The 22,627-nt window shown below is 60.4% G+C and carries 27 protein-coding genes and 2 pseudogenes; 12 read left to right on the top strand and 17 right to left on the bottom strand.

Translation table 11 applies throughout. From position 1 onward, the window contains the following. Positions 1 to 35: 35 nt before the first annotated feature. Positions 36 to 434, bottom strand: coding sequence for a c-type cytochrome (locus LB519_RS08555; protein WP_127367639.1), 399 nt, complete (start codon positions 432 to 434; stop codon positions 36 to 38). A 176-nt stretch (positions 435 to 610) separates the two neighbouring features. On the opposite strand from LB519_RS08555, the gene LB519_RS08550 reads away from it, so the two are divergent. Continuing rightward, positions 611 to 1,447, top strand: coding sequence for a universal stress protein (locus LB519_RS08550; protein ID WP_127367640.1), 837 nt, complete (start codon positions 611 to 613; stop codon positions 1,445 to 1,447). A gap of 80 nt (positions 1,448 to 1,527) precedes the next feature. Here the strand turns inward: LB519_RS08550 and LB519_RS08545 are convergent, their stop codons facing one another. The 5 genes from LB519_RS08545 to LB519_RS08525 all read right to left on the bottom strand — a co-directional run bounded on the left by LB519_RS08545 (position 1,528) and on the right by LB519_RS08525 (position 5,715). Then, positions 1,528 to 1,974 (bottom strand): pyridoxamine 5'-phosphate oxidase family protein, encoded by a 447-nt coding sequence (locus tag LB519_RS08545; RefSeq protein WP_127371514.1) that lies wholly within the window; start codon positions 1,972 to 1,974, stop codon positions 1,528 to 1,530. An 11-nt stretch (positions 1,975 to 1,985) separates the two neighbouring features. After that, positions 1,986 to 2,714 (bottom strand): phosphoribosyltransferase, encoded by a 729-nt coding sequence (locus LB519_RS08540; protein ID WP_127367673.1) that lies wholly within the window; start codon positions 2,712 to 2,714, stop codon positions 1,986 to 1,988. A 3-nt stretch (positions 2,715 to 2,717) separates the two neighbouring features. After that, a complete protein-coding gene (locus tag LB519_RS08535) occupies positions 2,718 to 3,152 on the bottom strand; it encodes a DUF2267 domain-containing protein (protein ID WP_127367672.1) in 435 nt (144 codons plus the stop codon). A gap of 184 nt (positions 3,153 to 3,336) precedes the next feature. Next, positions 3,337 to 4,614 (bottom strand): 5-aminolevulinate synthase, encoded by a 1,278-nt coding sequence (hemA, locus tag LB519_RS08530; protein WP_140670439.1) that lies wholly within the window; start codon positions 4,612 to 4,614, stop codon positions 3,337 to 3,339. Positions 4,615 to 4,890: 276 nt separating this feature from the next. After that, a complete protein-coding gene (locus tag LB519_RS08525; protein ID WP_127366581.1) occupies positions 4,891 to 5,715 on the bottom strand; it encodes a universal stress protein in 825 nt (274 codons plus the stop codon). A gap of 196 nt (positions 5,716 to 5,911) precedes the next feature. Here LB519_RS08525 and LB519_RS31220 point away from each other — a divergent pair, with 196 nt between their 5' ends. Further along, positions 5,912 to 6,292 carry a phasin family protein gene (locus tag LB519_RS31220; RefSeq protein ID WP_127366580.1) on the top strand — a complete coding sequence of 127 codons (381 nt, stop codon included), beginning with the start codon at positions 5,912 to 5,914 and terminating at the stop codon, positions 6,290 to 6,292. Here the strand turns inward: LB519_RS31220 and LB519_RS31415 are convergent. After that, positions 6,208 to 6,474 (bottom strand): annotated as a pseudogene (locus LB519_RS31415) (hypothetical protein); the annotation flags it as partial. The gene LB519_RS31220 and the pseudogene LB519_RS31415 sit on opposite strands and share 85 nt — an antisense overlap. Here LB519_RS31415 and LB519_RS08510 point away from each other — a divergent pair. Next, positions 6,398 to 6,670: a c-type cytochrome gene (locus LB519_RS08510; protein ID WP_318011920.1), complete on the top strand. Its 273-nt coding sequence runs from the start codon at positions 6,398 to 6,400 to the stop codon at positions 6,668 to 6,670. The pseudogene LB519_RS31415 and the gene LB519_RS08510 sit on opposite strands and share 77 nt — an antisense overlap. 85 nt (positions 6,671 to 6,755) lie before the next feature. On the opposite strand, the gene LB519_RS08505 is transcribed toward LB519_RS08510, so the two are convergent. After that, complete coding sequence (locus tag LB519_RS08505; protein ID WP_127366578.1) at positions 6,756 to 7,130, bottom strand: translational machinery protein; 375 nt, start codon at positions 7,128 to 7,130, stop codon at positions 6,756 to 6,758. A gap of 72 nt (positions 7,131 to 7,202) precedes the next feature. After that, the gene (locus tag LB519_RS08500; RefSeq protein ID WP_224619462.1) at positions 7,203 to 7,598 is read right to left on the bottom strand and encodes a lipoyl domain-containing protein; all 396 of its coding nucleotides are present in this window, start codon (positions 7,596 to 7,598) and stop codon (positions 7,203 to 7,205) included. 102 nt (positions 7,599 to 7,700) lie between these two features. Between LB519_RS08500 and LB519_RS08495 the strand changes: the two genes are divergently transcribed. Then, positions 7,701 to 7,973, top strand: a complete 273-nt coding sequence (locus LB519_RS08495; protein WP_318011919.1) for a hypothetical protein — start codon at positions 7,701 to 7,703, stop codon at positions 7,971 to 7,973. Here the strand turns inward: LB519_RS08495 and fixJ are convergent. Together fixJ and LB519_RS08485 are read right to left on the bottom strand one after the other, a co-directional pair. Then, on the bottom strand, positions 7,970 to 8,584 hold the full coding sequence (gene fixJ / locus LB519_RS08490; RefSeq protein ID WP_127366577.1) for a response regulator FixJ: 615 nt from the start codon (positions 8,582 to 8,584) through the stop codon (positions 7,970 to 7,972). The two genes, LB519_RS08495 and fixJ, sit on opposite strands and share 4 nt — an antisense overlap. Continuing rightward, complete coding sequence (locus LB519_RS08485) at positions 8,571 to 10,127, bottom strand: PAS domain-containing sensor histidine kinase (RefSeq protein WP_127371639.1); 1,557 nt, start codon at positions 10,125 to 10,127, stop codon at positions 8,571 to 8,573. The genes fixJ and LB519_RS08485 overlap by 14 nt, the downstream gene beginning before the upstream one ends. Positions 10,128 to 10,321: 194 nt before the next feature. Between LB519_RS08485 and LB519_RS08480 the strand changes: the two genes are divergently transcribed. The 5 genes and pseudogenes from LB519_RS08480 to LB519_RS08460 all read left to right on the top strand — a co-directional run bounded on the left by LB519_RS08480 (position 10,322) and on the right by LB519_RS08460 (position 15,149). After that, entirely contained in the window at positions 10,322 to 11,131 is an 810-nt protein-coding gene (locus LB519_RS08480; protein ID WP_127367698.1) for a universal stress protein, read from the top strand. Further along, positions 11,131 to 13,779 carry a magnesium-translocating P-type ATPase gene (gene mgtA, locus LB519_RS08475; protein WP_224619453.1) on the top strand — a complete coding sequence of 883 codons (2,649 nt, stop codon included), beginning with the start codon at positions 11,131 to 11,133 and terminating at the stop codon, positions 13,777 to 13,779. Before LB519_RS08480 ends, mgtA begins: the two co-directional genes overlap by 1 nt. 23 nt (positions 13,780 to 13,802) lie before the next feature. Next, positions 13,803 to 14,272 (top strand): annotated as a pseudogene (locus LB519_RS08470) (NUDIX domain-containing protein). A gap of 62 nt (positions 14,273 to 14,334) precedes the next feature. Next, positions 14,335 to 14,604, top strand: a complete 270-nt coding sequence (locus tag LB519_RS08465) for a DUF6455 family protein (RefSeq protein ID WP_127366127.1) — start codon at positions 14,335 to 14,337, stop codon at positions 14,602 to 14,604. Positions 14,605 to 14,951: 347 nt separating this feature from the next. Beyond that, a complete protein-coding gene (locus LB519_RS08460; RefSeq protein ID WP_224619451.1) occupies positions 14,952 to 15,149 on the top strand; it encodes a hypothetical protein in 198 nt (65 codons plus the stop codon). Between the two features lie 114 nt (positions 15,150 to 15,263). Here LB519_RS08460 and LB519_RS08455 read toward each other — a convergent pair whose 3' ends face one another. The 3 genes from LB519_RS08455 to LB519_RS08445 form a co-directional block, all read right to left on the bottom strand. Further along, entirely contained in the window at positions 15,264 to 15,962 is a 699-nt protein-coding gene (locus tag LB519_RS08455) for a CBS domain-containing protein (RefSeq protein WP_224619450.1), read from the bottom strand. 132 nt (positions 15,963 to 16,094) lie between these two features. Further along, positions 16,095 to 16,562, bottom strand: coding sequence for a DUF2231 domain-containing protein (locus LB519_RS08450; RefSeq protein WP_127366129.1), 468 nt, complete (start codon positions 16,560 to 16,562; stop codon positions 16,095 to 16,097). 117 nt (positions 16,563 to 16,679) lie between these two features. Beyond that, complete coding sequence (locus LB519_RS08445; protein ID WP_127366130.1) at positions 16,680 to 16,913, bottom strand: hypothetical protein; 234 nt, start codon at positions 16,911 to 16,913, stop codon at positions 16,680 to 16,682. A 142-nt stretch (positions 16,914 to 17,055) separates the two neighbouring features. Here LB519_RS08445 and LB519_RS08440 point away from each other — a divergent pair, with 142 nt between their 5' ends. The 3 genes from LB519_RS08440 to LB519_RS08430 all read left to right on the top strand — a co-directional run bounded on the left by LB519_RS08440 (position 17,056) and on the right by LB519_RS08430 (position 19,375). Next, the gene (locus LB519_RS08440; RefSeq protein ID WP_224619663.1) at positions 17,056 to 17,367 is read left to right on the top strand and encodes a PepSY domain-containing protein; all 312 of its coding nucleotides are present in this window, start codon (positions 17,056 to 17,058) and stop codon (positions 17,365 to 17,367) included. After that, positions 17,367 to 18,032, top strand: coding sequence for a response regulator transcription factor (locus LB519_RS08435; protein WP_127371637.1), 666 nt, complete (start codon positions 17,367 to 17,369; stop codon positions 18,030 to 18,032). The genes LB519_RS08440 and LB519_RS08435 overlap by 1 nt, the downstream gene beginning before the upstream one ends. 80 nt (positions 18,033 to 18,112) lie before the next feature. Further along, positions 18,113 to 19,375 carry a sensor histidine kinase gene (locus tag LB519_RS08430; protein ID WP_224619447.1) on the top strand — a complete coding sequence of 421 codons (1,263 nt, stop codon included), beginning with the start codon at positions 18,113 to 18,115 and terminating at the stop codon, positions 19,373 to 19,375. Between the two features lie 7 nt (positions 19,376 to 19,382). Here LB519_RS08430 and LB519_RS08425 read toward each other — a convergent pair whose 3' ends face one another. From LB519_RS08425 to LB519_RS08415, 3 genes are read right to left on the bottom strand one after another with little or no spacing between them, the layout of a single operon-like run. Continuing rightward, the gene (locus LB519_RS08425) at positions 19,383 to 20,894 is read right to left on the bottom strand and encodes an RnfABCDGE type electron transport complex subunit D (protein ID WP_127366133.1); all 1,512 of its coding nucleotides are present in this window, start codon (positions 20,892 to 20,894) and stop codon (positions 19,383 to 19,385) included. Beyond that, the gene (locus LB519_RS08420; RefSeq protein WP_224619445.1) at positions 20,891 to 21,613 is read right to left on the bottom strand and encodes an FAD:protein FMN transferase; all 723 of its coding nucleotides are present in this window, start codon (positions 21,611 to 21,613) and stop codon (positions 20,891 to 20,893) included. The genes LB519_RS08425 and LB519_RS08420 overlap by 4 nt, the downstream gene beginning before the upstream one ends. A gap of 25 nt (positions 21,614 to 21,638) precedes the next feature. Continuing rightward, positions 21,639 to 21,941 carry an FMN-binding protein gene (locus LB519_RS08415; RefSeq protein ID WP_224619435.1) on the bottom strand — a complete coding sequence of 101 codons (303 nt, stop codon included), beginning with the start codon at positions 21,939 to 21,941 and terminating at the stop codon, positions 21,639 to 21,641. Positions 21,942 to 22,627 lie beyond the last annotated feature (686 nt).

The following is a 22,627-nucleotide window of genomic DNA, read 5'->3' as shown; positions in this document are numbered from 1 at the left end:
GGTGTGTCCTGCGAAATCGTTTCCGCGATCTGCGCTCATTGCTGCAATGTCTGGACATAACCTGCCAATTCATGGATGCGTTCCCTGGTGACGATTTCGCCGGCGTTCGGGCCATATTTCTTCACGTCCCCAGGCAGGAATTGGCTGCCCCATACCGGCATGTCGCGCTCGCTATGCGCCGGCACCATGGCGCGGCCGTCGATCACGGCATAGACGCGCCAGTACGGGAATTCGCCGCCATTGCGCCTGGAGATGCGTGTCAGGTCGCTCGGACGCTTCAACAGTTCGTCGCCCAACGGTCCATCGCCCTTGCCGTCCGGGCCATGGCAGACGGCGCACGAGTTCATGTATTCGGACTTGCCGTCGCCGAGCTCCTGCGCACTGGCCGTATGGTAGGTCATGCCAGCGAGAGCCGCCGCGACCAGGAATCTCATCTGCGTTTTCCCTGATTAGTTGGCTGAAGCCTACAGCCTTGGCAGGCCAGCACGTTGATGCGGATCAAATAGCCGCCACAGCCAAGACGTTTGATCCAGCGCAATGAACGCACCGGCTCCTGTCGGCTATGCCTCAGCAACGATTGAACCTTCACGCGAAATGAGGAGCTGCCGCCGTGTCCTTCAAGACATTGCTTACGGTTACCGGACCGAACCAGGGGGATGGCGATCTCAAGCTCGCCGCCTCACTGTGCGAACAGATCGCTGCCCACCTTTCGGTGCTCGTCCTTGAGCTTGCCGCACCGCCGTCGGGTGGTGAGTATGCTGCTATCGTCTCACCAGCCTGGCTCGAGGAGCGTCAGGCCGAGCTGAAAAGGCTCGAGAAACGAATATCGGCAGTCGGCGCCTTTCTTTCACAGACCCCGGTATCGGCTGATCTGAGCGACGATTATCCCGACACGGGATGGGCTGACGATGTCATCGGCAGGCGTGCCCGCTACGCCGATCTGACCATTCTGGGACCGGATCTGCTGGCAAGCTATGCGCTGAAGGATAAAGTGATCGAGGGCACGCTGTTCTCATCGGGAAAGCCCATTCTGCTTGTTCCCGAAGGCTCGCGCCCGACGCTGAAGCCGAGACGCATCCTCGTTGCATGGGACGCCCGTCTTGAGTCATCACGCGCCGTCCGCGAGTCGCTCGATATGCTGAAGGGCGCTGAAGAGGTGCACCTGGTTATGGTTGACCCGATCGAGGACGAGTTCCATCACGGCGCGGAACCCGGAGCCGATGCCGCCGCCTATCTTGCCCGGCACGGCCTGAAGGTTACGGTCGAGCGGCTGCCGAGCGCGAACCATTCGGTCGCCGACGTGCTTCGCCAGCGTGCCGGCGATATGGCGGCCGAGCTGCTGGTCATGGGCGCCTATGGTCATTCCCGGTTGCGCGAGCGGATTTTCGGTGGCGTCACGAAGTCAATGCTTGACGATCAATCGCTGCCGGTCCTGATGGCGCGATAACAAATCCACGTCACAGAAAATGGGCCGGCGCTGGATGCGCCGGCCCCATTCCATTTCCCACAACCAAATCGTCGAGCGACTTACTCGCTCGCTTCCCGTCCGGACACCTGTTCAATCAGGATCCGGAAGAAAACATGCGGCGCACTGTCGGCCGTTGGAGGAACGACCGGCTTGAGTGCACCCGGTTCCCACCAGTCGGCATGCTTGCTCAACACCGACCAGGCATGATCCCGCTGGAGCTTGTGGCCGATCCGATCAGGCAGCTCTTCGTAGCGGCCGTCGACGACGACGCTTCTCCATCCTCGCCCCTGGCCATGTTCGTCGACCTGGACGGACGCCAGCGGATTGGTCCGCATCCATTCGATCTTTTTTCCCGGCATCGAAAACCCGTAAAGATGGGCATCTGAATGGGCGTAATAGAAGGGCACGACGTAGGGCTGCCCATCCTTTGCGCATGCCAGGCGGCCCACGCGATTGGCCGTCAGGATTCTTGTGCATTCCAGGGCAGATAGCTCACGGATCAGCATGACATGATCTCCTATTTCTCTCGGTTATTCCGTGGCATTGTTTTCGTGGCGACTTTCGAACCGGCTGCGTGTTGCCCACTTAGGTGTTGCCTATCCGTTTGCGACCGGCCAGCCTCGCCTATGACAGCGACGACATCACTGTCCGAGAGCTGAGGAAACCGCATGTAATGGTAGCTCAGGGCACGGAACTGTCCTGGTTGACTTAGGCAAACCACACGATCTGCTTCGCATGCCAATTCTGCGACCGTCTCTTGCGGCGAAACAGGAACTGCCACGATGATTTCCCTCGGCGAACGGCGCTTTATGGCGCGGATCGCGATTTTCAGGGTCGTACCGGTCGCGGCCCCGTCATCCACGATGATCGCGGTCTTTCCCGCGATCGAGATCGGTTTGGTCTTCCCTCGATAGGCAGCGCGCCGGCGTTCGAGTTCTGGACGCTCATTTGCAATCAAGACGCGTAGCTCGCCTTCATCGAGCGCATAGGCCTCGACGATCTCCCGGTTCAACACGACGTCCCCGGGGTCACCATCGACGATTGCTGCAACAGCCAGCTCAGGATTGCCTGGGGCGCCGACCTTGCGGACGATCAGCAGGTCAAGAGGAGCGTTGAGAGCTCTGGCCACCTCCACTGCGACAGGCACGCCGCCACGCGGCAATGCCAGCACAACAGGCTGATGCAGTTTAAGGTTGCTCAGCTCCAGGCCAAGCTTCGCGCCAGCGTCTTCCCGGTCTCGGAACATGGGTCAATCCACCGGCCACAATTTTCTGAGCGACTTCTTCATCGAGTTTCGGACCTGCACGATCTCGCCATGCGAAATGTGACGGTCGAGAAGCTTGAACACGGCGCTGATCGCGACATCGAAATCGATCTCCTCATCGTAGCCGAAACTGTTTCTGACGCTGAGCATAAAGTCGCGCTTCGTGCGCTCATGCGCAGGCGCAGATGGAGTCCAGGCTTCGAAGTAAATGCCGCGAATCAAAACTGGGAGTTGGGCCGAGAGATCGGCCATTTCCGCTGGCGACAGCCAATCCCGGACAGTGTGCAGAACAGACCTGAGGAGGCGGCACGCGCTCGGCTCGCTCCAGCAGAGATCCTTGGCGATCTCTTTAACCCATTGCTGCGCCTGCTGGGCAGCGTGCGTGAAGTCGGCAAAGGACGTGTGGGAACTATGACCCATGGCGATGCTCCTCGAAGATTTGAGCTCCATTGTTAGGACGTCGAAAAGCTTCGAGCATTGAGCCGGATCAAATTGCTCACAGGCGGTTTGCCCCGATTGCGCTTCCGCCGTCGCCTCGATCAGGTCGAGGAAGCCACACACGGCTGGCAAAGGGGCTGAAGGCCGTTTGAGCAGTCAGCGGCTTTCAGCCGCCGGATTTCTGCGCCAGCAGGGGAATGATGCGGTCGCTCTTGGCCACCGAAGGCCGACCTGCCGAACCATAGGGGATGCCGAGCGCATCCCAGGTCTCGACCAGCGCATCCTGCAATTCGGCGATCAGCGCATCGGAATGGAACGGCGTCGGCGTGATGCGCAGCCGCTCGGTCCCGCGCGGCACGGTCGGGTAGTTGATCGGCTGGATGTAGATGCCGTGCACGCCGAGCAGGCGGTCGCTGGCCATCTTGCAGGCCTCGGGATCGCCGACCAGCAGCGGCACGATGTGCGTCGGCGAATCCATCACCGGCAGGCCGGCGGCCGACAGGATGTGCTTGGTTCGGCTCGCCTGCTGCTGCTGGGCGTCACGCTCGGCCTGCGAGCGCTTGAGATGGCGGATCGACGCGGTCGCGGCGGCAGCGATCGCCGGCGGCAGTGCCGTGGTGAAGATGAAGCCCGGCGCATAGGAGCGCACGGCGTCGATCACAGCGCTGGTGCCGGTGATGTAGCCGCCCAGCGTGCCGAATGCCTTGGCCAGCGTGCCTTCGATGATGTCGATGCGGTCGGCCAGGCCTTCGCGCTCGGTGATGCCGCCGCCGCGCGGCCCGTACATGCCGACGGCATGGACCTCGTCGATATAGGTCATGGCGTTGTAGCGCTCGGCGAGTTCGACGATCTCTTTGATCGGCGCGATGTCGCCATCCATCGAATAGACGCTTTCGAAGACGATCAGCTTGGCGCGTTCGCGCCCCGCCGCCTGCAAAAGGCTTTCCAGATGCGCCACGTCATTGTGGCGGAAGATCTTCTTTTCGGCGCCGGAACGCCGCATGCCTTCGATCATCGAGGCGTGGTTCAATTCGTCCGAGATGATCAGGCAGTTGGGCAAAAGCTTCGCGATGGTCGAGATCGAGGCTTCGTTGGAGACGAAACCGGAGGTGAAGACCAGTGCCGCTTCCTTGTCGTGCAGGTCGGCAAGCTCCACCTCGAGCTCGACCAACGGGTTCGAGGTGCCGGAAATGTTGCGGGTGCCGCCGGCGCCCGAACCCATCTTGCCAGCGGTATTCTGGAACGCGGCGATGACGTCGGGATGCTGGCCCATGCCAAGATAGTCGTTGGAGCACCAGACGGTGATTTCCTCGGCACGGCCATTGGAACGCCAGATGGCGCGCGGGAACTTGCCCGCGATCCGCTCGAGGTCGGCGAAAACGCGGTAGCGACGCTCGGCATGGAGCTGGTCGATCGCTTCCTCGAAAAACCGCTGATAGTTCATGTCGACTTTCCTTTGCCTGGTGAGCAATTGGTGGGGCCGCCGCACCACCTTCGCCGCCTGGAATTTGATCCAGCGGCGCAATTACAGTGCGGCGGCCCTTACCAAGTCTTGTTGCCTACATGACATATCGCTCAGCGCCCGCCCGCGTTTGCTCGCGGTTTCTTTCGCCGCACGTCATCGGCTACGCTCAACTTGGCAAGGATTAGACGTAGCCCGTTGCGGGAAAGGCCGACCTTGATTCATGTCAATATCGGAGAGCCTGAGATGTCTTTTTGCTCAATTTGAGATGAAGCGGTGCAACGAGCCGCTGCGCAGCACAGAACGCGTCACGCCGCCAAAGGTCATTTCCCTAACGCGGCTGTGCCCATACCCTCCCAGAACAATCAGATCAGCCGCAATTTCGTGCCCAATCCGCAGGAGCAGGTCCGCTTGCTCGGAGCCGCGCGCATCCAAAACTTCCGATCGCGCCTTCACGCCGTGGCGTGCCAGGAAGCGCTCGACATCGGCAACATTGTCCCGAGGCGCGGAGTTTCCCCGGTCCACGGAGACGACCACAACATTGCTGGCCTCGATCAAAAGGGGCATTGCGTCGACGACAGCGCGGCGCGCTTCCCGCGTGTCGTTCCATGCTATCAGGATGCTTGCAGCCCTGATCGGTGCAAAGGTTTCCGAGGCCACGAGTATCGGGCGGCCGGCTGCGAGGATGAGGCTTGCCGCATCCAGCAGTCGATGATGGTCGACGATCAGATCGACCGTCGGCGAGCCAGTTAGGATCAGGTCGGCGGCACGCGCATTGAGTGCAAGCTGGCGCGTGGGATTTCCTATTTCTCCGCGCCACGAGGCACGGTTGCTGCCGTTGACTGTGCTCAGGAATTCCTCTCTCAAGCAATTGAGGCGGCCCTCAATCTCCTCCACCTGACACCACAACGCCTTGGTCGCGGCCTGGTCATCGGTGCCGGTTGGTATGACAAAATGCGGCTCGGCTGCACAGAAGCCGATCAGATCGGCATCATGTCGTTGCGCAAGATCCCAGGCCATGGAGATGCGTGGCGCGGCGATGGTGTCCACGTCCAGTTGAACCATGATCGTTTTGAAAGCCATCGCTGCAGCCCTTTTTTTCGTCAGAGCGAGCTAGCCACGAAGAACGAACAACGACCTTGATGCGTGTCAAACGTGGGAACGACATCGGTGGCGCCCGATTGCATCTGTTGATCCGGATCAAGGACCCAGCGACGAATAGCGTTAGCGTCGTATGCTCGAACACTTTTGTTTGCACCCTCACAATGGAGTACCGATCATGCAGATCCGTCCCCAACCGTCGCAATTCGGTATGCAACTATTGCCGATGGTGGAGAATGGCCAGAAGGTCGTCTTCGCTGCGGCGTCTCTTCAGACGCATGCTTTCAAAGCAATGATGCGCTATCACATCGAAACGCTGGGGTTTCTGAAACATCGCTACGAGCAGGATGTAAAGCTGGCCGGTGACCTGATCGACGCTGAGTTCAACGACGCCTTCGACATCTTCTCCACTTTCCTGCAGAATGCGACATTGGAATACACAACCGAAGCCGGCAAGGTCGCGGGCCTGACCTCCAAGCTCGCGTCGGAAACGGCCAAGCGCGTGCGCGAGGAAACCAAAACCGCAATCGAGGACGCAGCGGCGAAGACAGCCGCGTAGATCGAAAGGCGGAGGCCTGGAACCATGAGCAGCCATATGTGCAGCGGGCGTCGCCGGCGGCGGTTTCGATGGGTTTGCGCACCTGCGGCGTTGCTGCTTGGATTCGTGCCTGCACAGGCCAACAGCCTGACGGAACGTGGCCAGGCATTGGTCGAGTTCAATTGCGCCCGCTGCCACGCCATTGGAAAAACCGATCAAAGCACCCATCCCGACGCGCCGGCGTTTCGCACCTTATCGAAGCGCTATCCGATCACGGATCTCGAGGAAGCCCTCGCCGAGGGCATTTCGACCGGCCATCCGGACATGCCCGAATGGGTTGCAAGCCCTGACCAGATCGAGGCGATAATCGCCTACATCAGCGGCTTGCAGCAGCCGTGATCGGGGCCATGGGCGCAACGGTCAACCGAACCAGACGGTCCGCTGCGCAGCCGATCGCGGGCCGTCAGAGCAACTCCAGACTGAGCTAGGGCAACATCCGGTCAGCAGCACGGAAGAACGACCGCGCGTGTGCCACAATCTGGGCCTCCGTAGGATGATCCGCCGTTTCAACACCGACGATGCGATCCTTCAAGTGCGCATGGTGGTCACGGATGTGCTTGGCCAGTTCATCTTTTGCCGATCCTGGTCCCACGATCAGCCATTCCTTGGCTGGCTCCAGGGCGTTGATCACATCGTGGTAGAAGGCATCGTCTTCGGGCGCTCGCTTGCCGTCGATGCTGCCTGCCTTGTTGTGGGTCTGATGATGCGCCAGCGTGGTGACAAGCCTCACGCGCTTCGGCTGTCTCACGGTTGAAGAAAAACACCTTGGCTTCGCGATGGTCGAGCCAAGCGACGGCATGTTGGGTCTGCATGTCTATACGTCCTTGAGTTATTGTTGATCAGCGCAATTGTCGGTGAGCCGTCGGCTGCCTCACGCGGATTGGAACTCCAGCGTTGCCAGGATCGAGCCGGGTTCGATGACGGCATCTGCTGTGGCGACAATCGTCGCGCGGCCACTTGCGGGCGCGACAACCTCGTGAAGCGCGTCTTCGACGCGAATTTCGGCTATTCGCTCGCCGGCCTTGATTGTGTCGCCGCTGGCAATGAACCAACGCTCCAGGATGCCCTCAGGCAACATGCTGGACGCCCATAGCGCTTCGTCGACCTTGATGTACTGCATGACAATCTCCTTCTGCTTCGCATGGTAGGCGCTTCGCCAAACTGGGCCTTGATCACGATCAAACAGCTGCGAGGATGCCAGCATGCAGACAGCGGCCGGCTGTTTTGCAACTCGCACAATGGCCGGGCTGGCATGGCCGGTCGCCAAGCGGCGCGCGCTTACCCCCTACACAACCAAATGATTGGACCTCGTCCGCTCGGAACGAGCGACGCGCATACTTGCCCCCAATCGCATCGCGCAATTTCAGAAATGATCCAGGTCAAAGTGCGCCGCGCTGTTTCCGTCAAAGCTAAGACAATGTGGAACTCTATCCTAAGCGCACCGTATGGTCGCGATCTCGAACTCGCCGTCGTCGACGAGGAGGGGACGCATGCGCTCGTATTTCCGTGCGTAAGGAGTCGAGAAGGCTGGAAGAACGCCACCACCGGCGCCCGTGTCGACATCCGGCCGACGCACTGGCGCGATTGGGAACCGGAGCAGGCTCAAGCCGGATTTGACAAACCTCTCGAAGGCTCTCCCTAGGGTCTGGATTCCACGATCAGCGCCATGCGCACAAGATGTGAAAGGCTGCCCGCGCCCATCTTGCTCATGACATTGGCGCGATGGATCTCGACTGTGCGCGGGCTGATTCCAAGGTCATAGGCGATCGTCTTGTTCGGCAGACCGGAAACAAGTCCATCCAGTACCTGCCGCTCTCGGTCCGACAAGCTCGACAGACGCGCGCGGATATCAGCAGACTGTGGATGCGCCGCGTTCGCCTCGTTCCGGTTGGCCAGTGCAGAGCGGATCGCTTGGATCAGCATCTCGTCGTCGAACGGCTTTTCGATGAAATCGGAAGCGCCTTCCTTCATGGCCTGAACGGCGAGCGCAACGTCGGCATGGCCCGTCATCACGATAACCGGAATTGTATGTCCGCCTGCTCTGAGCTGTCGCAGAAACTCTATGCCATCGATGCCCGGCATGCGGACGTCGGTGACGATGCAGCCGTCGAGACTGCTGGTCGCCGTCGACAGAAAAGCTGTAGCCGATTCGTGCAGGCGCACAGCGAAGTCTGCTGTGGCCAGAAGAAAACCGAGCGACTTGCGAACATCGACGTCGTCGTCGACCACGTGCACCAGATCACTGTCGGCCATTTGTGACCTCTTCTTTCTCTACGATGCGCAAGGTGAACCGGAACGCGGTCCCACCGGCCGGCACCGCCTCGGCCCATATGTGACCGCCATGCGATTCAACGATGGTGCGGCAAATGGAAAGGCCGACACCCATGCCTTGCTTCTTGGTGGTCACAAATGGCTGGAAAAGTTGTGCCGAAACCTCCGGCGCGAGGCCTGGGCCGGTATCGATCACGCTCACCTCGGCCATCCCATCTTCCCGGGCAGCGGTTGTGACTTTCAATTCGCGGCGCGGCGCATCCTGCATGGCCTCAACCGCGTTGCGCATCAGGTTGAGCAGAACCTGCTGAATCTGGATGCGGTCGGTCAAGACCAGTTCGGCGGACGGGTCGAGCTTGTAGCTGACGAGGAGATTCATCTCCCTTGCACCAACCAGGGCTAGGGACGCGGCTTCCTCTATCAGCACCGGCAGTCGTTCGACCTGTCGCTCGATTTCGCCCCTTGCCACAAAATCCCTCAGATGACGGATAACGTCTCCAGCTCGCAAGGCCTGCTCAGCTGCCTTTTCCACGGCATCCCGCAGCACGGGCGCATTCTTCTCCTCGCTGTGCTCGAGCAGCCGCCGGCTACCTTTCAGGTAATTCGTAATGGCGGTCAGCGGCTGGTTGATTTCATGAGCAAGCGTCGATGCCATCTCGCCAAGCGCGGTGAACCGCGCCATGTGCAGGAGTTCCTGCTGCTGTTCCTGTATTCGTGCTTCCGCGCGATGACGTTCGGTCAGGTCGCGGCAAAAGCCGGTAAAGAAGCGTCCGGTTCCCGGATGCATCTCGCCGACGGAAAGTTCCATCGGGAAAGTCGTGCCATCCTTGCGGGCCCCGGTGACGGTGCGGCCGAGCCCGATGATGCGGCGCTCCCCCGTCGTCAGGTACCGAAGCAGATAGGCATCATGCTCGTCGCGGTACGGCGCCGGCATCAGCATTTTGACGTTCTGTCCGATGACCTCGCCTGACTGGTAACCAAACAGCATTTCGGCAGCGGTGCTGAAAGATTGGATACTGCCTTGCTCGTCGATGACGACCATCGCATCGGGCACGGTCGCCAGGATTGAACGCAGATGATCTTCGCGCAACAGAAGCGCAGCATTGGCAAATGAGAGATCGCTGACATCCGTGCCTTCGATGAAGATGGCAGTAATTCGGCCGTCATCGGCCGTGATCGGCTGATAGACAACATCCAGGATACGCTCCTCAATTGGCCCATTGCTGTTGTTGCGGAAGCCGACCTTCACGCCTTTGCCGCTGTAGGTCTCCCCGGTTCGGTACACCCGATCGAGCCGTTCGAGAAATTCGTGTCTTTCGAGTTCGGGAAAGGCCTCGCGCGCCGATTTTCCAATAACTTGCCGGTCACCGATGAGGCGCTGATAGGCGGCATTGGTCAGCACGAATACATGGTCAGGCTCCCGTATCAGAGCCATGAACCCCGGCGCCTGATCGAACATTTGCGACAACAGGGATTTCAGTGTCGTCCCGCCGGGCGACAAACTGAGCGATTCGTCCTGGATCACCTGCGGTTCCTGGGCTCGAGGCACATGCAAGAAGGCCTAACTATCACTTCTCCGTTCAGAGGCAAAACGGATCGATTGCCAACGGTTTTCCCTGCAAATGCAATCGGCGAGCTCTTTGACGCGCATCAAGGAAGCATGCGCCCGCTGATGCAATTCATGAAGCATTCGAATTGCTGCAAGGAAAGGCGCGCACAGTGTCCTACAAGTCGATCATCGTGAATCTCGCCGCAGATCTGCCTCCGACCGCCATCGTAAAGGTGGGTATCGAGCTCGCGGAGCGCTTTGGATCCCATCTCATCGGGCTGGCGGCGGCAGATGTTCCGCCCTTGGTCGCGACCGGCGAAGGCATGGTCTACGAAGGCGAGGTGATGCAGATCGAGCGGACTGAGATCGAAAAGCGGCTTGCCGAATTGCGTGCCGAGTTTGAAAGCCTGGTTCCGGCTTCGATCACAAGCGAATGGGGACAAGCCGTCTGCAGCCCGACCAGGTTCCTAAGCACTTTCGCCCGGGTAGCCGACCTTATCGTGATCGCCGAATCGGGAGACAATGTGTTTCGCGCCGTCGATGTCGGCAGCCTGGCGCTCGGCATCGGCCGGCCAGTCCTGGTCACCGGAAACAATGTTGAACACATCCGCGCAAAAACGGTCCTGGTTGCCTGGAAGGATACCAGGGAGGCGCGAAGGGCGGTGGCGGATGCGTTGCCCTTCCTGGGCAAGGCCGATGAGGTTGTCGTCGCTACAATCGCGGCCAGAGGCGACGACAGCGTTCGTGACAGCCTCGCCGATGTCGCCGTCTATCTCGAGCATCACGGCATTGTGGCTGACACCGAACTGATAGCCGGTGAAGTCGACGGCGAACAGTTGTTGACATTGGCACGCTCTATCCGTGCCGACATGATCATCTCTGGCGCTTATGGCCACAGCCGCTTGCGCGAATGGGCGTTTGGTGGCGTCACCCGCACCCTGATCGAAGAGCGCAGCATCAACCGCTTCCTCTCATACTGATGGCACCGAACCTGGTGCCCCCTGGCGTGAACCAGCAAGCCGGCGCTACCGCCTCAGGTCCCTATTGGTCGATCACCAGCGACGAGCTGGTGCGAAGCCTGGCGACGTCCGTCACGTCGGGGTTGGCAGGGGCCGAGGCGGCCGCACGGCTCGTCTTGTATGGCGCAAACACGCCGGGGTCGAAGTCGCGCGCGTCGGCGCTTACCGTGTTCGCTCGTCAGTTCCGCAGCCCGCTTGTCCTGATCCTGATCTTCGCAGCCAGCGTTTCGGCCTTCGTCGGCGAAGGGCACGAGGCCGCAATCATCGGCGCGATCGTGCTCGCAAGCTGCGTTCTCAGCTTCACTCAGGAATATGGAGCATCGCGAGCGACAGAAGCCCTTAAACAGCGCATCTCGCGCAAGGCTGTCGTGCTTCGAGATGGGGTTGAATCCTCTGTTTCCGCTGAAGAAATCGTGCCGGGCGATCTCATCCGGCTATCAGCGGGAAACCTCATTCCTGCCGACGGCATAATCCTCGACGCACGAGACTTCAATGTCAGCGAGGCCGTGCTGACCGGAGAGACCTTCCCCGTCTTGAAGGCCGCGGGGCGATCTGACCCAGATGCCTCCGTCGCCCAACGCAACAATGCGGTTTTCACGGGCACATCCGTGCGTAGCGGGACTGCAACCGTGCTTGCGGCCGCAACCGGGGCCCGCACCGAATTCGCCTCGATTGCTGCGGCACTGGAGCGACAAATTCCGGAAACAGGGTTCGCCAGCGGGATCAGACAGTTCGGCTATCTGATGACCGAGATCATGCTGGCGATTGTCATCCTGGTGTTCTTCGCCAATTTGATGCTGCACCGACCGCTGATTGAATCGCTTTTGTTTTCGCTGGCACTGGCGGTTGGCCTCACGCCGGAACTGCTTCCGGCCATTATCAGTGTGACGCTGGCGCGAGGCGCTCGCGCCATGGCGGCCAATGGCGTGATCGTGCGCCGTCTCGACGCCATCGAGAACCTGGGCAGCATGGACCTGCTGTGCACCGACAAGACCGGCACGCTGACGGAAGGCGTGATCCACCTCGACGGTTGGCTCGATGTCGACGGCAATTCGTCAACCGATATCCTGCTTTGGGCACGCCTCAATGCAACCCTGCAAACCGGACTGAAGAACCCGCTGGACGAGGCGATCGCAGGTTCGCCGGGCGAGGGCGCTTCACTGGCCGCTTTCACCAAGGTCGACGAGATTCCCTATGATTTCATCCGCAAGCGCCTATCCGTTGTCGTGCGGACCAAGGATGCCGAAGACTTTCTGATCACCAAAGGCGCCGTGCAAAATGTCCTCGAAATCTGCGCCTTCATCCGCACAGCCAAGGGGTTGGAGCCCCTCGATGCAACGCACTGTGCGGCGATCGACGACAAATTCCGGCGCTGGAGCGCGGACGGCTACCGCGTGCTGGGCGTGGCGATCCGTCGATTTGAGACCCGGAAAACGTTTAGCAGGACTGATGAAATCGATCTCGCCTTCGCGGGCTTCCTGCTTTTCCTTGACCCGCCCAAGAAAGGCGTCAAGGAGACACTTGCCGAGCTCGCCCACCGCGGCATCGCGGTAAAGGTCATTTCGGGCGACAATCGCTACGTTGCCGCGCACCTTGCCCAGGCGGTCGGCCTACGCGCCGACAAGATCATGACCGGCGAGGCGCTTTCGAAATTGACCAAGAGCGCGCTGTTTGCAGGTGTTCAGCACACCGATCTCTTCGTCGAAATCGATCCCAACCAGAAGGAGCGCATCGTTCAGGCCTTGCGGAGCAGGGGGCGTGTGGTTGGTTATCTGGGTGATGGCATCAATGATGCGCCTGCTCTCCATGAGGCAGATATTGGCATCTCGGTCGACACCGCTGTCGATGTCGCGCGCGAGGCCGCCGACATTATCCTTCTCAAGCAGGATCTGGGTGTGCTGGTGCGCGGCGTAGACGACGGCCGCAAGACATTCGCCAACACTATGAAGTATATCTCCATCACCACCAGCGCCAATTTCGGCAACATGATTAGCATGGCTATTGCCTCGCTTTTCCTGCCTTTCCTGCCGCTCCTGGCAGCGCAGATCCTGCTCAACAATTTCCTTTCCGACGTTCCTTCTCTGGCGATCGCGAGCGACAATGTGGATCCAGACCAGCTGCGCCGGCCGCGCCACTGGGACATCCGTTTTGTGCGGCGGTTCATGATCAGCTTTGGCCTAGTCAGCTCGCTGTTCGATTTCGCCACGTTCGCGTTCCTGCTGTTCGTCGCTCACGCCACGGCGGCTGCCTTCCAGACCGGCTGGTTTGTCGAATCGTTGCTGACAGAGCTTGCGATCGTGCTCATTGTGCGCACACACGGAGCTTTCTGGGCAAGCCGTCCAAGCCCGTTGCTTGCCTGGCTTACGCTGGCTGTCGGGGTTGTTGCGATCACGATCCCCTATCTGCCGTTTGCTGCCTGGTTCGGCTTCGTGCCCCTGCCACTGCCCGTGCTTGCCGGGCTTGTCGCTATCACCGCGCTTTATCTCCTGGCCTCGGAGGCGACCAAGCGTTGGTTCTTTGGACCGGAGATCCGCCAGTCGCAGCGGAAGAGGGCGGGGCAGATGATCGATAGAGTCTCCAAACCTCATGCGGCCTACTCGAGGTTATAGGCCGGTGTGGGAGGCTTGAGGCGATGATGAAAAGAAGCGCGGGCATTCTGCCCTATCGCAGATCAAGCAATGGGCTGCAGGTGCTGCTCGTCCATGCGGGCGGCCCTTCCTGGCAAAGCCGCGATCTTGGCGCCTGGTCCATCGCCAAGGGCGAGTATGACGACAGCGAGCTGCCAGAAGCCGCGGCGCGGCGCGAATTCCAGGAAGAGACAGGTTGGGAGCCAAAGGGAGCCCTGCTCAATCTGGGAGAGTTGTGCCAGCGAAAGAGCAAAATCTTGCTTTCGCGCTGGAAGGCGATTTCGATACCGCCACGTTGCGCAGCAACATGTTTGAGATGGAATGGCCACGACGCAGCGGCCGCATGCAGTCATTTCCCGAGGTGGATCGCAGTGCATGGCTGGATCTGGACCTGGCCCGGGCAAACCTGCTTGCCGGCCAACGGCCCTTTCTAGACCGCCTTGTCGCTTCGGTTTTGCGCCACACAGCCTGTTGATCGAGATCAACGCCACCTGCCGCCAACATGGCAATGATGGCGAGTAGGCAGGACTGATCAATATGAGCCTTCTCGATTACCTGATTTCGGTCGACGCCAGAACGGCTCTGATGGGTCGCATGATGCGGACGGTCGGCGTCGACAAACATTTGAAGGTCGTGGCAGACCATGCGGCAGTCACCAATCGGGCAGTAAACCGCTGCCGTGCCTGCGGCCATCAGGACGAATGCATGACCTGGCTCGACGAACATCAGCAAGCCGAGAATCCGCCAGGCTATTGCCGTAACAGCGACCTGATCGCACGACTGCAGCACGTAGCCGGCCAACGGTAGTGCATCGAGCAGATCAGCCTTGAGGACGTTATCACTTCGGTGGACGATCTGGCACCAGGGCCAACCAACGCTCTTTTGATGGCGGGGTCGGTCAAACGAGCGAATGCGATCAAACTTTTAGCCGCTCAGGCATGCGGATACGGGATCGCATCCGCGTGCCGGTTGTCGCTGCGTCCACGGATGCCATTCAGATACTGAGGCTGGTTGCAGCCGGATGGCCGTCATTCGTGGGCTGCGCCTGGTGGCGAGCGCCGAGACTAACGTTTCCAAAAAAGGCGATGCCATTTCTGTTGCGGCGACCAGTGCCCTGACCCGAAGGCCTTATTTATTGCCTGGCTATCGTGCCGATGGACATCGAACTGCGGGCGCTGGGACTCTTCTGGATTACGCTGCTTGTGATGACAGCTGCCACAGGATCGTTGTGGCTGTTGCTAGGTCGGCGCTTCAGCGGAGGCAAAAGAATGGCAGAGAGAGTTACCGGCGCGGCGCTTGTTGCATTCGCCCTGCTGCTCCTTCGGCCATTGATCCTTCTAGTCGCGATCTGAGCGCAGCGAAGCGTAAGCGCTCACCTGTTTCGCTGCCGAGCTTTCCTCCGACGCAAGTTCAAGCTCTCTGGGCACAGCGGCTCGCGACACCAACCCGGCGTTGGTCGGCCAGCACTAAGAAACCAGGAGGACGGACACGGGATCAGCGCAGAAGAGACCATCCTCGACCGCTTTGACGCCGGAGACGTTTTCGGCCGCAACAATGGCCGCCTGGCGGTCACGTTCGTCGAAGATGGCACCGCTCAGTTTCACCACCCCGTTTTTCACCGTCACGTTGATCAGGTCCTTGCCGGCCCATTTCTTTGTCGCCAGCTCGGTCGTGATGTTCTGCCGAATCTCTTCGTCATCGATGGCTGAAGGCGTTGCATCTGGAAGGACGTTCAGCAATGCCCGCAGAAGATCAGAGCGGGTGATGATGCCGACGACTTTCCCGGCGTCGACAACTGGAACGCGTTTGACATGGTGACGCGTCATGAGCTCGACGACCTCGGCGAGCGATGCGGTAGGCGGTGCCGTGACGACATCTTGCGACATCACCTCCTCGATCCGTCGCCCGTTCGCGTGGGCATATTCATCGGCGGCCTTTCCGGGACTGACGAGAAACTCCAGCCAGCGCGAGCGCTTGCGCTGCGTGCCCAGTTCCCCGCGACGCAGGAAATCGCCCTCGCTGACGATCCCGACCAGGGTGCCGTCGTCGCGAATGACGGGAAAGCCGCTGATCTTTTTAAAGAGCATCAACCCGGCCGCCTCGGCGATCGATGCGGACGGGTCTATGCCGACGACCGGCTTGCTCATTATGGCTGCGGCTTGCATGTTCGCTCTCCGGAGTTTCTCAAAACCTCCGGCTTCTTAGGCTCCACATGCACGAAGCGCCTTGATCTGAATCATTTTGCCATCGAGGCAAATGGTCCAAAGGTTGGCTCGCAAGTGACGGGCGCGTTTCCGTTAGCCAGCGATCGCGGTCCTGGCGACATTCACGCCAAGTTCGTAGACAAGCAGTCCACCATAATAAGCCGTCGCAGTGACCAGAATTGCTCCGCAGATTTCAATCAAAGGGATGGCGATCGTTACAGCCCGAAACTCGCGATTCCGTACCCAAAGCGCGAGCCGCACCAGTCCCCAGATCAGGAAGGCAAAGGCAGTGATACCCCCCAGGCTCTCGTGGATTTCTGCGATATCGCTGCTGAAGCCGGCCGCTTCGGCGTGATCCAGGGCAAGACCGCCGAAGAACCAGGTCCCGATGGCGAACACTCCGGCAGCCAGGGCCACAAAAGTAGAGATCGTGCCGGCGCCCGATTTCCTGGTGACGGCGCTGCCGCCAGCCAGCGCCACAAGGTCGATAGCCGCAAGCGTGTAGATCAGGACGATAGGAAAATGAACAAGAATGGGGTGGATATGCTGAATGGGAACCACGAAAACTCTCCAGAAATTGGTAGGGACTTTGGACAATTGCCGGCCTTACGGCGAGCCTTGGCCCGACATTTGTGATCGTTATGTGCTGCGACGGGCCACGCACTGGCAACGAGAGATCTAGTCGTTTTCGTCGGCCTCATCGCCCTGCCGGTCGTCACACGCCTCGTCATCACCCCTGATGGCTTTCGGAGTGGTGGCATCCTGCATCGGGATGGCCTGCAGGTCGATCGGGCCGGACGGATCAACGGACGACGGCGCCCCACATGATCCATCGTCCGATTCAGCCGCCGCCGGCAGGGCAAAGATCGTGAGGCCTGCAAGTACTGCAAGGACAAGCATGGAATTGCGCATGGTCTGGTATCCTTCTCGGCGCGGCCATGATTGGACGCGACAATGCCTGATAGGGATCCTCTGCTTGCTGTGGGCTGAGGATGACTGACAGCAAATTGAAAGCTTCAATGTGCGACATGCCTTGCCGATGAAAAGCCTGTTGATGCGTTTGGCGGCGCTGGGGCTCGCTGGACTTGTCCTTGCCATGCCTCTCGCTGCCCACGCCGACGAGGACGATGACGGCGACCATGACCGGGCACGAGATTTGTACGAGCACGGCGAAATCAAGGGCCTTGCCGACATACTCGACGTTGTCCGTGCCAAAGCGCCAGGCGATGTCGTGGCGGTCGATCTCATCCGCAACGCCAATAGATGGGTCTACCGGCTCCAGGTCGTCGGTGCCGATGGCCGACGAAAGACCGTCGATGTCGACGCCGGTGCCGGTGTCGTCATCCACGATGGGGAGGGCGACTGATGAAGATCCTCCTCGCCGAAGACGAGCCCCGTATCGCTGCCGATATCGCGACCGCCCTCAAGGCGTCCGGAATGGCGGTCGATGTTGTAAAGGATGGTGAAGCCGCCTGGTTCGCGGGCGATGTCGAGACTTATGACGCAGCGATTCTGGATCTTGGATTGCCCAAGCTCGATGGCCTCACGATCTTGAAGCGGTGGCGGGCCAACGCCCGCCGGTTTCCGGTTCTGATCCTCACCGCAAGGGGGATGTGGACGGAGCGGGTCGAGGGCATCAACTCCGGTGCTGACGACTATCTTCCCAAGCCTTTTGAAATGGAAGAACTGCTCGCTCGGTTGCGCGCAATCCTGCGCCGCTCGGCAGGACAGGCGGCACCCGTTCTGAGGTCCGGCCCGCTGCTTCTGGACACGCGCCAGATGCGCATTTCGCTGCGCGGCATTCCCGTTTCCCTGTCGCCGCTGGAGTACCGGCTCCTGGCGTTTCTGATGCATCATGCAGGGCGGGTGGTGGCGCCGACCGAACTGGCTGAGCATCTCTACGATTCAGGCAACGACCGCGATCCGAACACGATCGAGGTGATCGTCGCGCGCTTGCGCCGCAAGCTCGGGAGTGGCGTCATCGAAACGCGGCGCGGGTTCGGGTATCTGATGCCCGATGATCCCGCCTGATGGGTAACTCTATCCGCTTCCGGCTGTGGTTGGCGGCAACCATCTCGATCCTTGCCGCGCTCGCCATAGCCGGCGCCGGCTTGCGCTATCTGTTCGAACTTCACGTCGAGCGGCGCGTTGTGGGCGAGTTGACGGTCGACCTCAACGAGCTAATCGGCGCAACGACCTTCACAAGCGATGGCCGCCTTGTCGTGACCCCAGTGCTGACCGACCCGCGGTTTGCCAATCCGCTGTCCGGTTACTACTGGCAGGTGGAGGACGACGCCAACGGCAGCCTCGAGCGTTCTCGATCATTGTGGGACGCCAAGCTGCTCCTGCCTGCCCGGAGCGCAAGTGGTGGGCAGCGAACGGTCGAGGAGTTCACGGGTCCGGGCGGAGAACTCACTATTGCGGTCGAGCGTACGATCATCGATGCCGGAGGCCGGTCCTTCCGTGCCATCGTGGCGGAAGATCATCGAACCGTTGAAGTATCTGTAAGCGAATATGTTCGTGATCTCGCTCCGGCTCTCCTGATGCTAGCTGCAGTTCTCATGGCCGCGTTTTTCATACAGATCACCATCGGCCTTGCACCGCTGGAGACCTTGCGGGTCGCCGTCAGAAGCGTGATTGCGCAGCGATCAGCGCGGCTCGATGTGGTGGCACCGAGCGAGGTGCAGCCGCTCGCTGACGAAATCAATCGCCTTCTCGATGCCCAGGAGAAGGCTCTCGCTCGGGCGCGCTCGCGCGCTACCGATCTGGCGCACGGCCTCAAGACGCCGCTGCAAGTTCTTTCGGCCGACATCCGCGCGTTGAGAAAAAAAGGCGAGACGGATCTGGCCGAGGAGATCGAGAAGAGCACCGGCGCGATCCGCCGCCATGTCGAGCGGGAGCTCGCACGCGCCCGCCTCGCGCCCGGAGTCTCGGGCAAGGCATCCTGTGGGGTGTCGGACGTCGCGGCTGGCGTCGTTACCGTCGTCAAACGAACGCCAAGCGGCAAACAGCTTTCTTTCACTATGGGGGTCGCGGAAGATCTGATGGCGCCAATCGACGAAGGCGACCTGTCGGAAATCCTCGGCAATCTGGTCGAGAACGCCGCCCGCTACGCAAAGTCGTCAGTCCGTGTCGATGCCTCCGCAACCGCCGGCGAGGTAGTCGTCACTGTCGCCGATGATGGTCCAGGCATACCTGATGCCGATAGGGAGTCCGCCTTGTCGCGTGGCGTCCAGCTCGACAGCAAGGGCGGTAGCAGCGGCTTAGGCCTGGCCATCGTTTCCGACATCGTCGAAGCCTATGGCGGACGCCTTGCCATGGCCAACGCCGATCCGGGTCTGGTCGTGAGCATTTCCTTGCCGCGACACATCTGAGCGTGCTTCAGGCAAAACCCGGGAAGTAGTCGACCTTTATCTTCGAACGGCGAACGCCCATGGCCAGGAGTTTCTGACGCAGCGCCTTGACCATCGCTTGCGGGCCGGAAATGTAGAAGGTGCGCTCGAGATAGTCGGGCATAGTCAGACGTATCAGGCGCTCGTCGATGTAGCCGGGGTACTGCCCGCGCTCGCCCCCTTGCGCCACAGCATGGACCGTTTTGATGCCAAGTTCCTGCCTGGCCGCGCCAAGCACGTCCCGATATGCGATGTCCTGCTGTCCCTCGGTTCCGTAGAGGATGACGATCGGTCGCCGCTCCTTGCGGTCGAGTAGATATTGCAGCATCGACCGGAATGGCGTGATGCCGATGCCTCCGGCCAGGAACGCGATCTTGGTTTCGCGCCGGGCGGGCAGCGTGAAATTGCCGGCCAGTTGCGCGGCGTGGATCGTTCTGCCTGGCTTCATGGTCATCAGTTCGCGCTTGAAGGCACTTGATTGCGGGTAGAACTTGACGCCGAGACGGATCGTTTCCTCCGTCGGTGCCGAGGCCACCGTGAAAAAGCGTCGGTTGCCGCGATTGTCGGCACGATCGAGGCCAAGTGTCCATTCGAGATACTGGCCAGCCTCGAAGGCGAGCTTGCGCGGCGAGCGGAAGATGAAGTCAAAGCTGTCGACGGCCGATTGCTCGATGCGTTCCAGCGTCAGCACGAAGCGTCCCTTGGGACCCGCCGCATAGGCAAACAGGTTGCCGGCAAGCAGCGCCAGTTCCGGCGTGAAATATAACGAGGCGATATGGATGTTGGGAGCAAAGAGAAAGCCGACCATGGCGGCAAAGGCGATGCGCGGCCAACGCATCGTCGGTGCCGTCAGCGGCTCGGTCAGCATCACGAAGGCAAAAAACAGCAGCGGCGATGAACCCAAGGTCTCCGCAAGTGCGCTCCGATACTGCGATGGGTCGCTGGTTGCCAGAATCGTCGCAAGCGCCACGATCACAAAAGTCGATACAAGATCAAGCCGGCGCAATTTGCGGACAATGAGCATGCCGCCGACGAGCACGAGTGGAAGCAGAGTCAGATTGCCGCCAACCCACCAGGTGGCTGGCTGGTCGAGCAGCAACGCAGACAGCGCCACGCCCAGTGCAGCCGGATTGAAAAGGTGCTTCCGGCCGATGGCGAGAATGAACTTTGATGAAATCGCCCAGACGGAGGCGAACGCCACCGCCGCGATTCCCTTGATGTCCGTGGCGGCTACCGGATCGAGGATGAGCGCAAGGATGAGCGCGGTAATGTAGACAGACTCGTTGTTAGCTGGGACTGCAAAGATCCGCGCAAAGACCTTGTTGGTGAGCCAGCAGGCGGCCAGCGCCAAAGCCGTCGTGAAGGCGAGCGCAATCGGATCATGTGGCACGAGCTTGGCGAAGCCGAGCACGAGCGCGGCGCCGACCAGCGCCATCAAATAGTAGAGGACCAGTCTGTACATTGTCAGATGATCGAGAAAACGGTCGATGGTTTTGATCATGGCAGGCAAAGGGCTCCGAACCCGGTTGTCGGCGTGGCGCGGCCATTGGCGTCGACGAGATAGCCCTCCAGGCCAGGCATCTGCTCGATGAAGAGAATACCGTCCCGTCCCATGGCGAAGGCCGCGGTGGCAAAACGATCGGCTTCGAGCACATCGGCGCCGATGACGGTCAGGCTGACAATGTCCTGGATCGGACTGTCAATTGCATGCGGGTTGTAGATGTGTTGGCCCCGCACATAGGATCCGGAGGTCGCCAGCCCGCGACCGCGTGGATAGACGATCTTCACGATTTCGTCCGGGTTGAAGGGATTGCGGATGCCGACGCTCCAGTCATGGCCCGATGCATTCTTGCCGCAGGACTGGATATCGCCGCCCGCCTCGATGAAGAAATCCCTGATGCCGCTTCGCTGAATGATGGCTGCCGCGTTGCGAATGGCCCAGCCCTTCACGATGCCGGAAGGATCGATCGAACCGTCGGGCTTGCGAATATCGAAGTATCCATCCGTCTCCTCTTTCGTCTGTTTGGCAATGGCCAGCACTTCCATCATCTCGCCACTCCAGTCGACGACCGGAAAGTCGCCGCGGTTGATGGCCGCGATCTCGCTGTCGGCCCGGTATGTGCTGAAGCGCCGATCGATATGCTGGAAATAGCCGAAGACCGTGTCGATCAACCCATCGGCCGACGCGCCGCCAATGTCGACCGTGATGGGCATGCCCATCAAAATTCGCGTGTCGCGCATGGACCTACGACGACGCTTTCTTCAGCGCGCCGCGCAGCGACTGGATGAAAGCCCTGCTGGTCAGCGTCGCGCCCGAAATAATGTCGACATTGGCGCTCTGGGCGCTGATCGCTTCGTCACGCAGCATGGGCAGCGCCTGCCTGTTGATGTTGACAGAGGTGCGGCGATCGGAGGGATATTTGAGCACTTTCAGCGCCGTAAGCTGCCCGCTCTGTACGAGAGCCTGAATCTGGATGATGCCGTAGTAGGCATCGGCCGTGGGGCCGGTGTAGACGCCGTCAGCATAGCCATGTGCCGCGAGCTTCATCCCCACCCGGACGACACGCGCTGGCGTCTCTGGGTATGCCGGCCTCGGCTGCGGGACCGGTATGTAAACGGCGGGAGTTATGGCGAAGGAAGGTGCTCTTGGCGCAGGATCGGAGGCAGCCGAAGCCACTGGCTGAGCCGACGGCGTCGGCGACGGTTGTGGTGCCACCGGAACCACTGTCTGCTTGTCTGGATCATTTGGCCGTTCAGCGGGCACTGCTATGGCAGCCGTCGTTTCCCGGGCAATCGGGAGCCTTGTTCTGAACCGGGGATCGAGGGGCGCCGGCGAGGTGCTGAGCACCGGCAAAGCCGCAGCGGATGCGGGCTCTTTTGGCTGCACGGAAGGCGCTTTGACCGCGTCGGCCGGCAGCGCCTCGCCGAGCATATCGTTTGCCGGATCCTTGCCGGCCTGATCCCAGACATAAGCGCCAGAGGCTGCGATCACAAAAATCGACAAGGCAATCTGTTTCATCGGAATTGTGTTTCCAGGTTGATTTCTAGCACGGCGGTCCATCTGGTCGTCCGCTTCGGATGCAATATCCCACGACCAAGCTGACAACTGGCTGTCAGCCGAGGTCGAACGGCGAGGAGTCCGTGAAAGCGCAGGAGACAGGAATTGATTTGTCCCAGATCAAGATCGTCGCATAAGCAGCGAGGTAGGAAGGTTCTCTCAAGCGAGGTAGCTGC

The organism is Mesorhizobium sp. AD1-1, assembly GCF_020164655.1.
In the GTDB taxonomy this organism is placed as follows: Bacteria; Pseudomonadota; Alphaproteobacteria; order Rhizobiales; family Rhizobiaceae; genus Mesorhizobium; species Mesorhizobium ciceri.
This window is presented reverse-complemented; position numbering and strand designations above follow the sequence as displayed.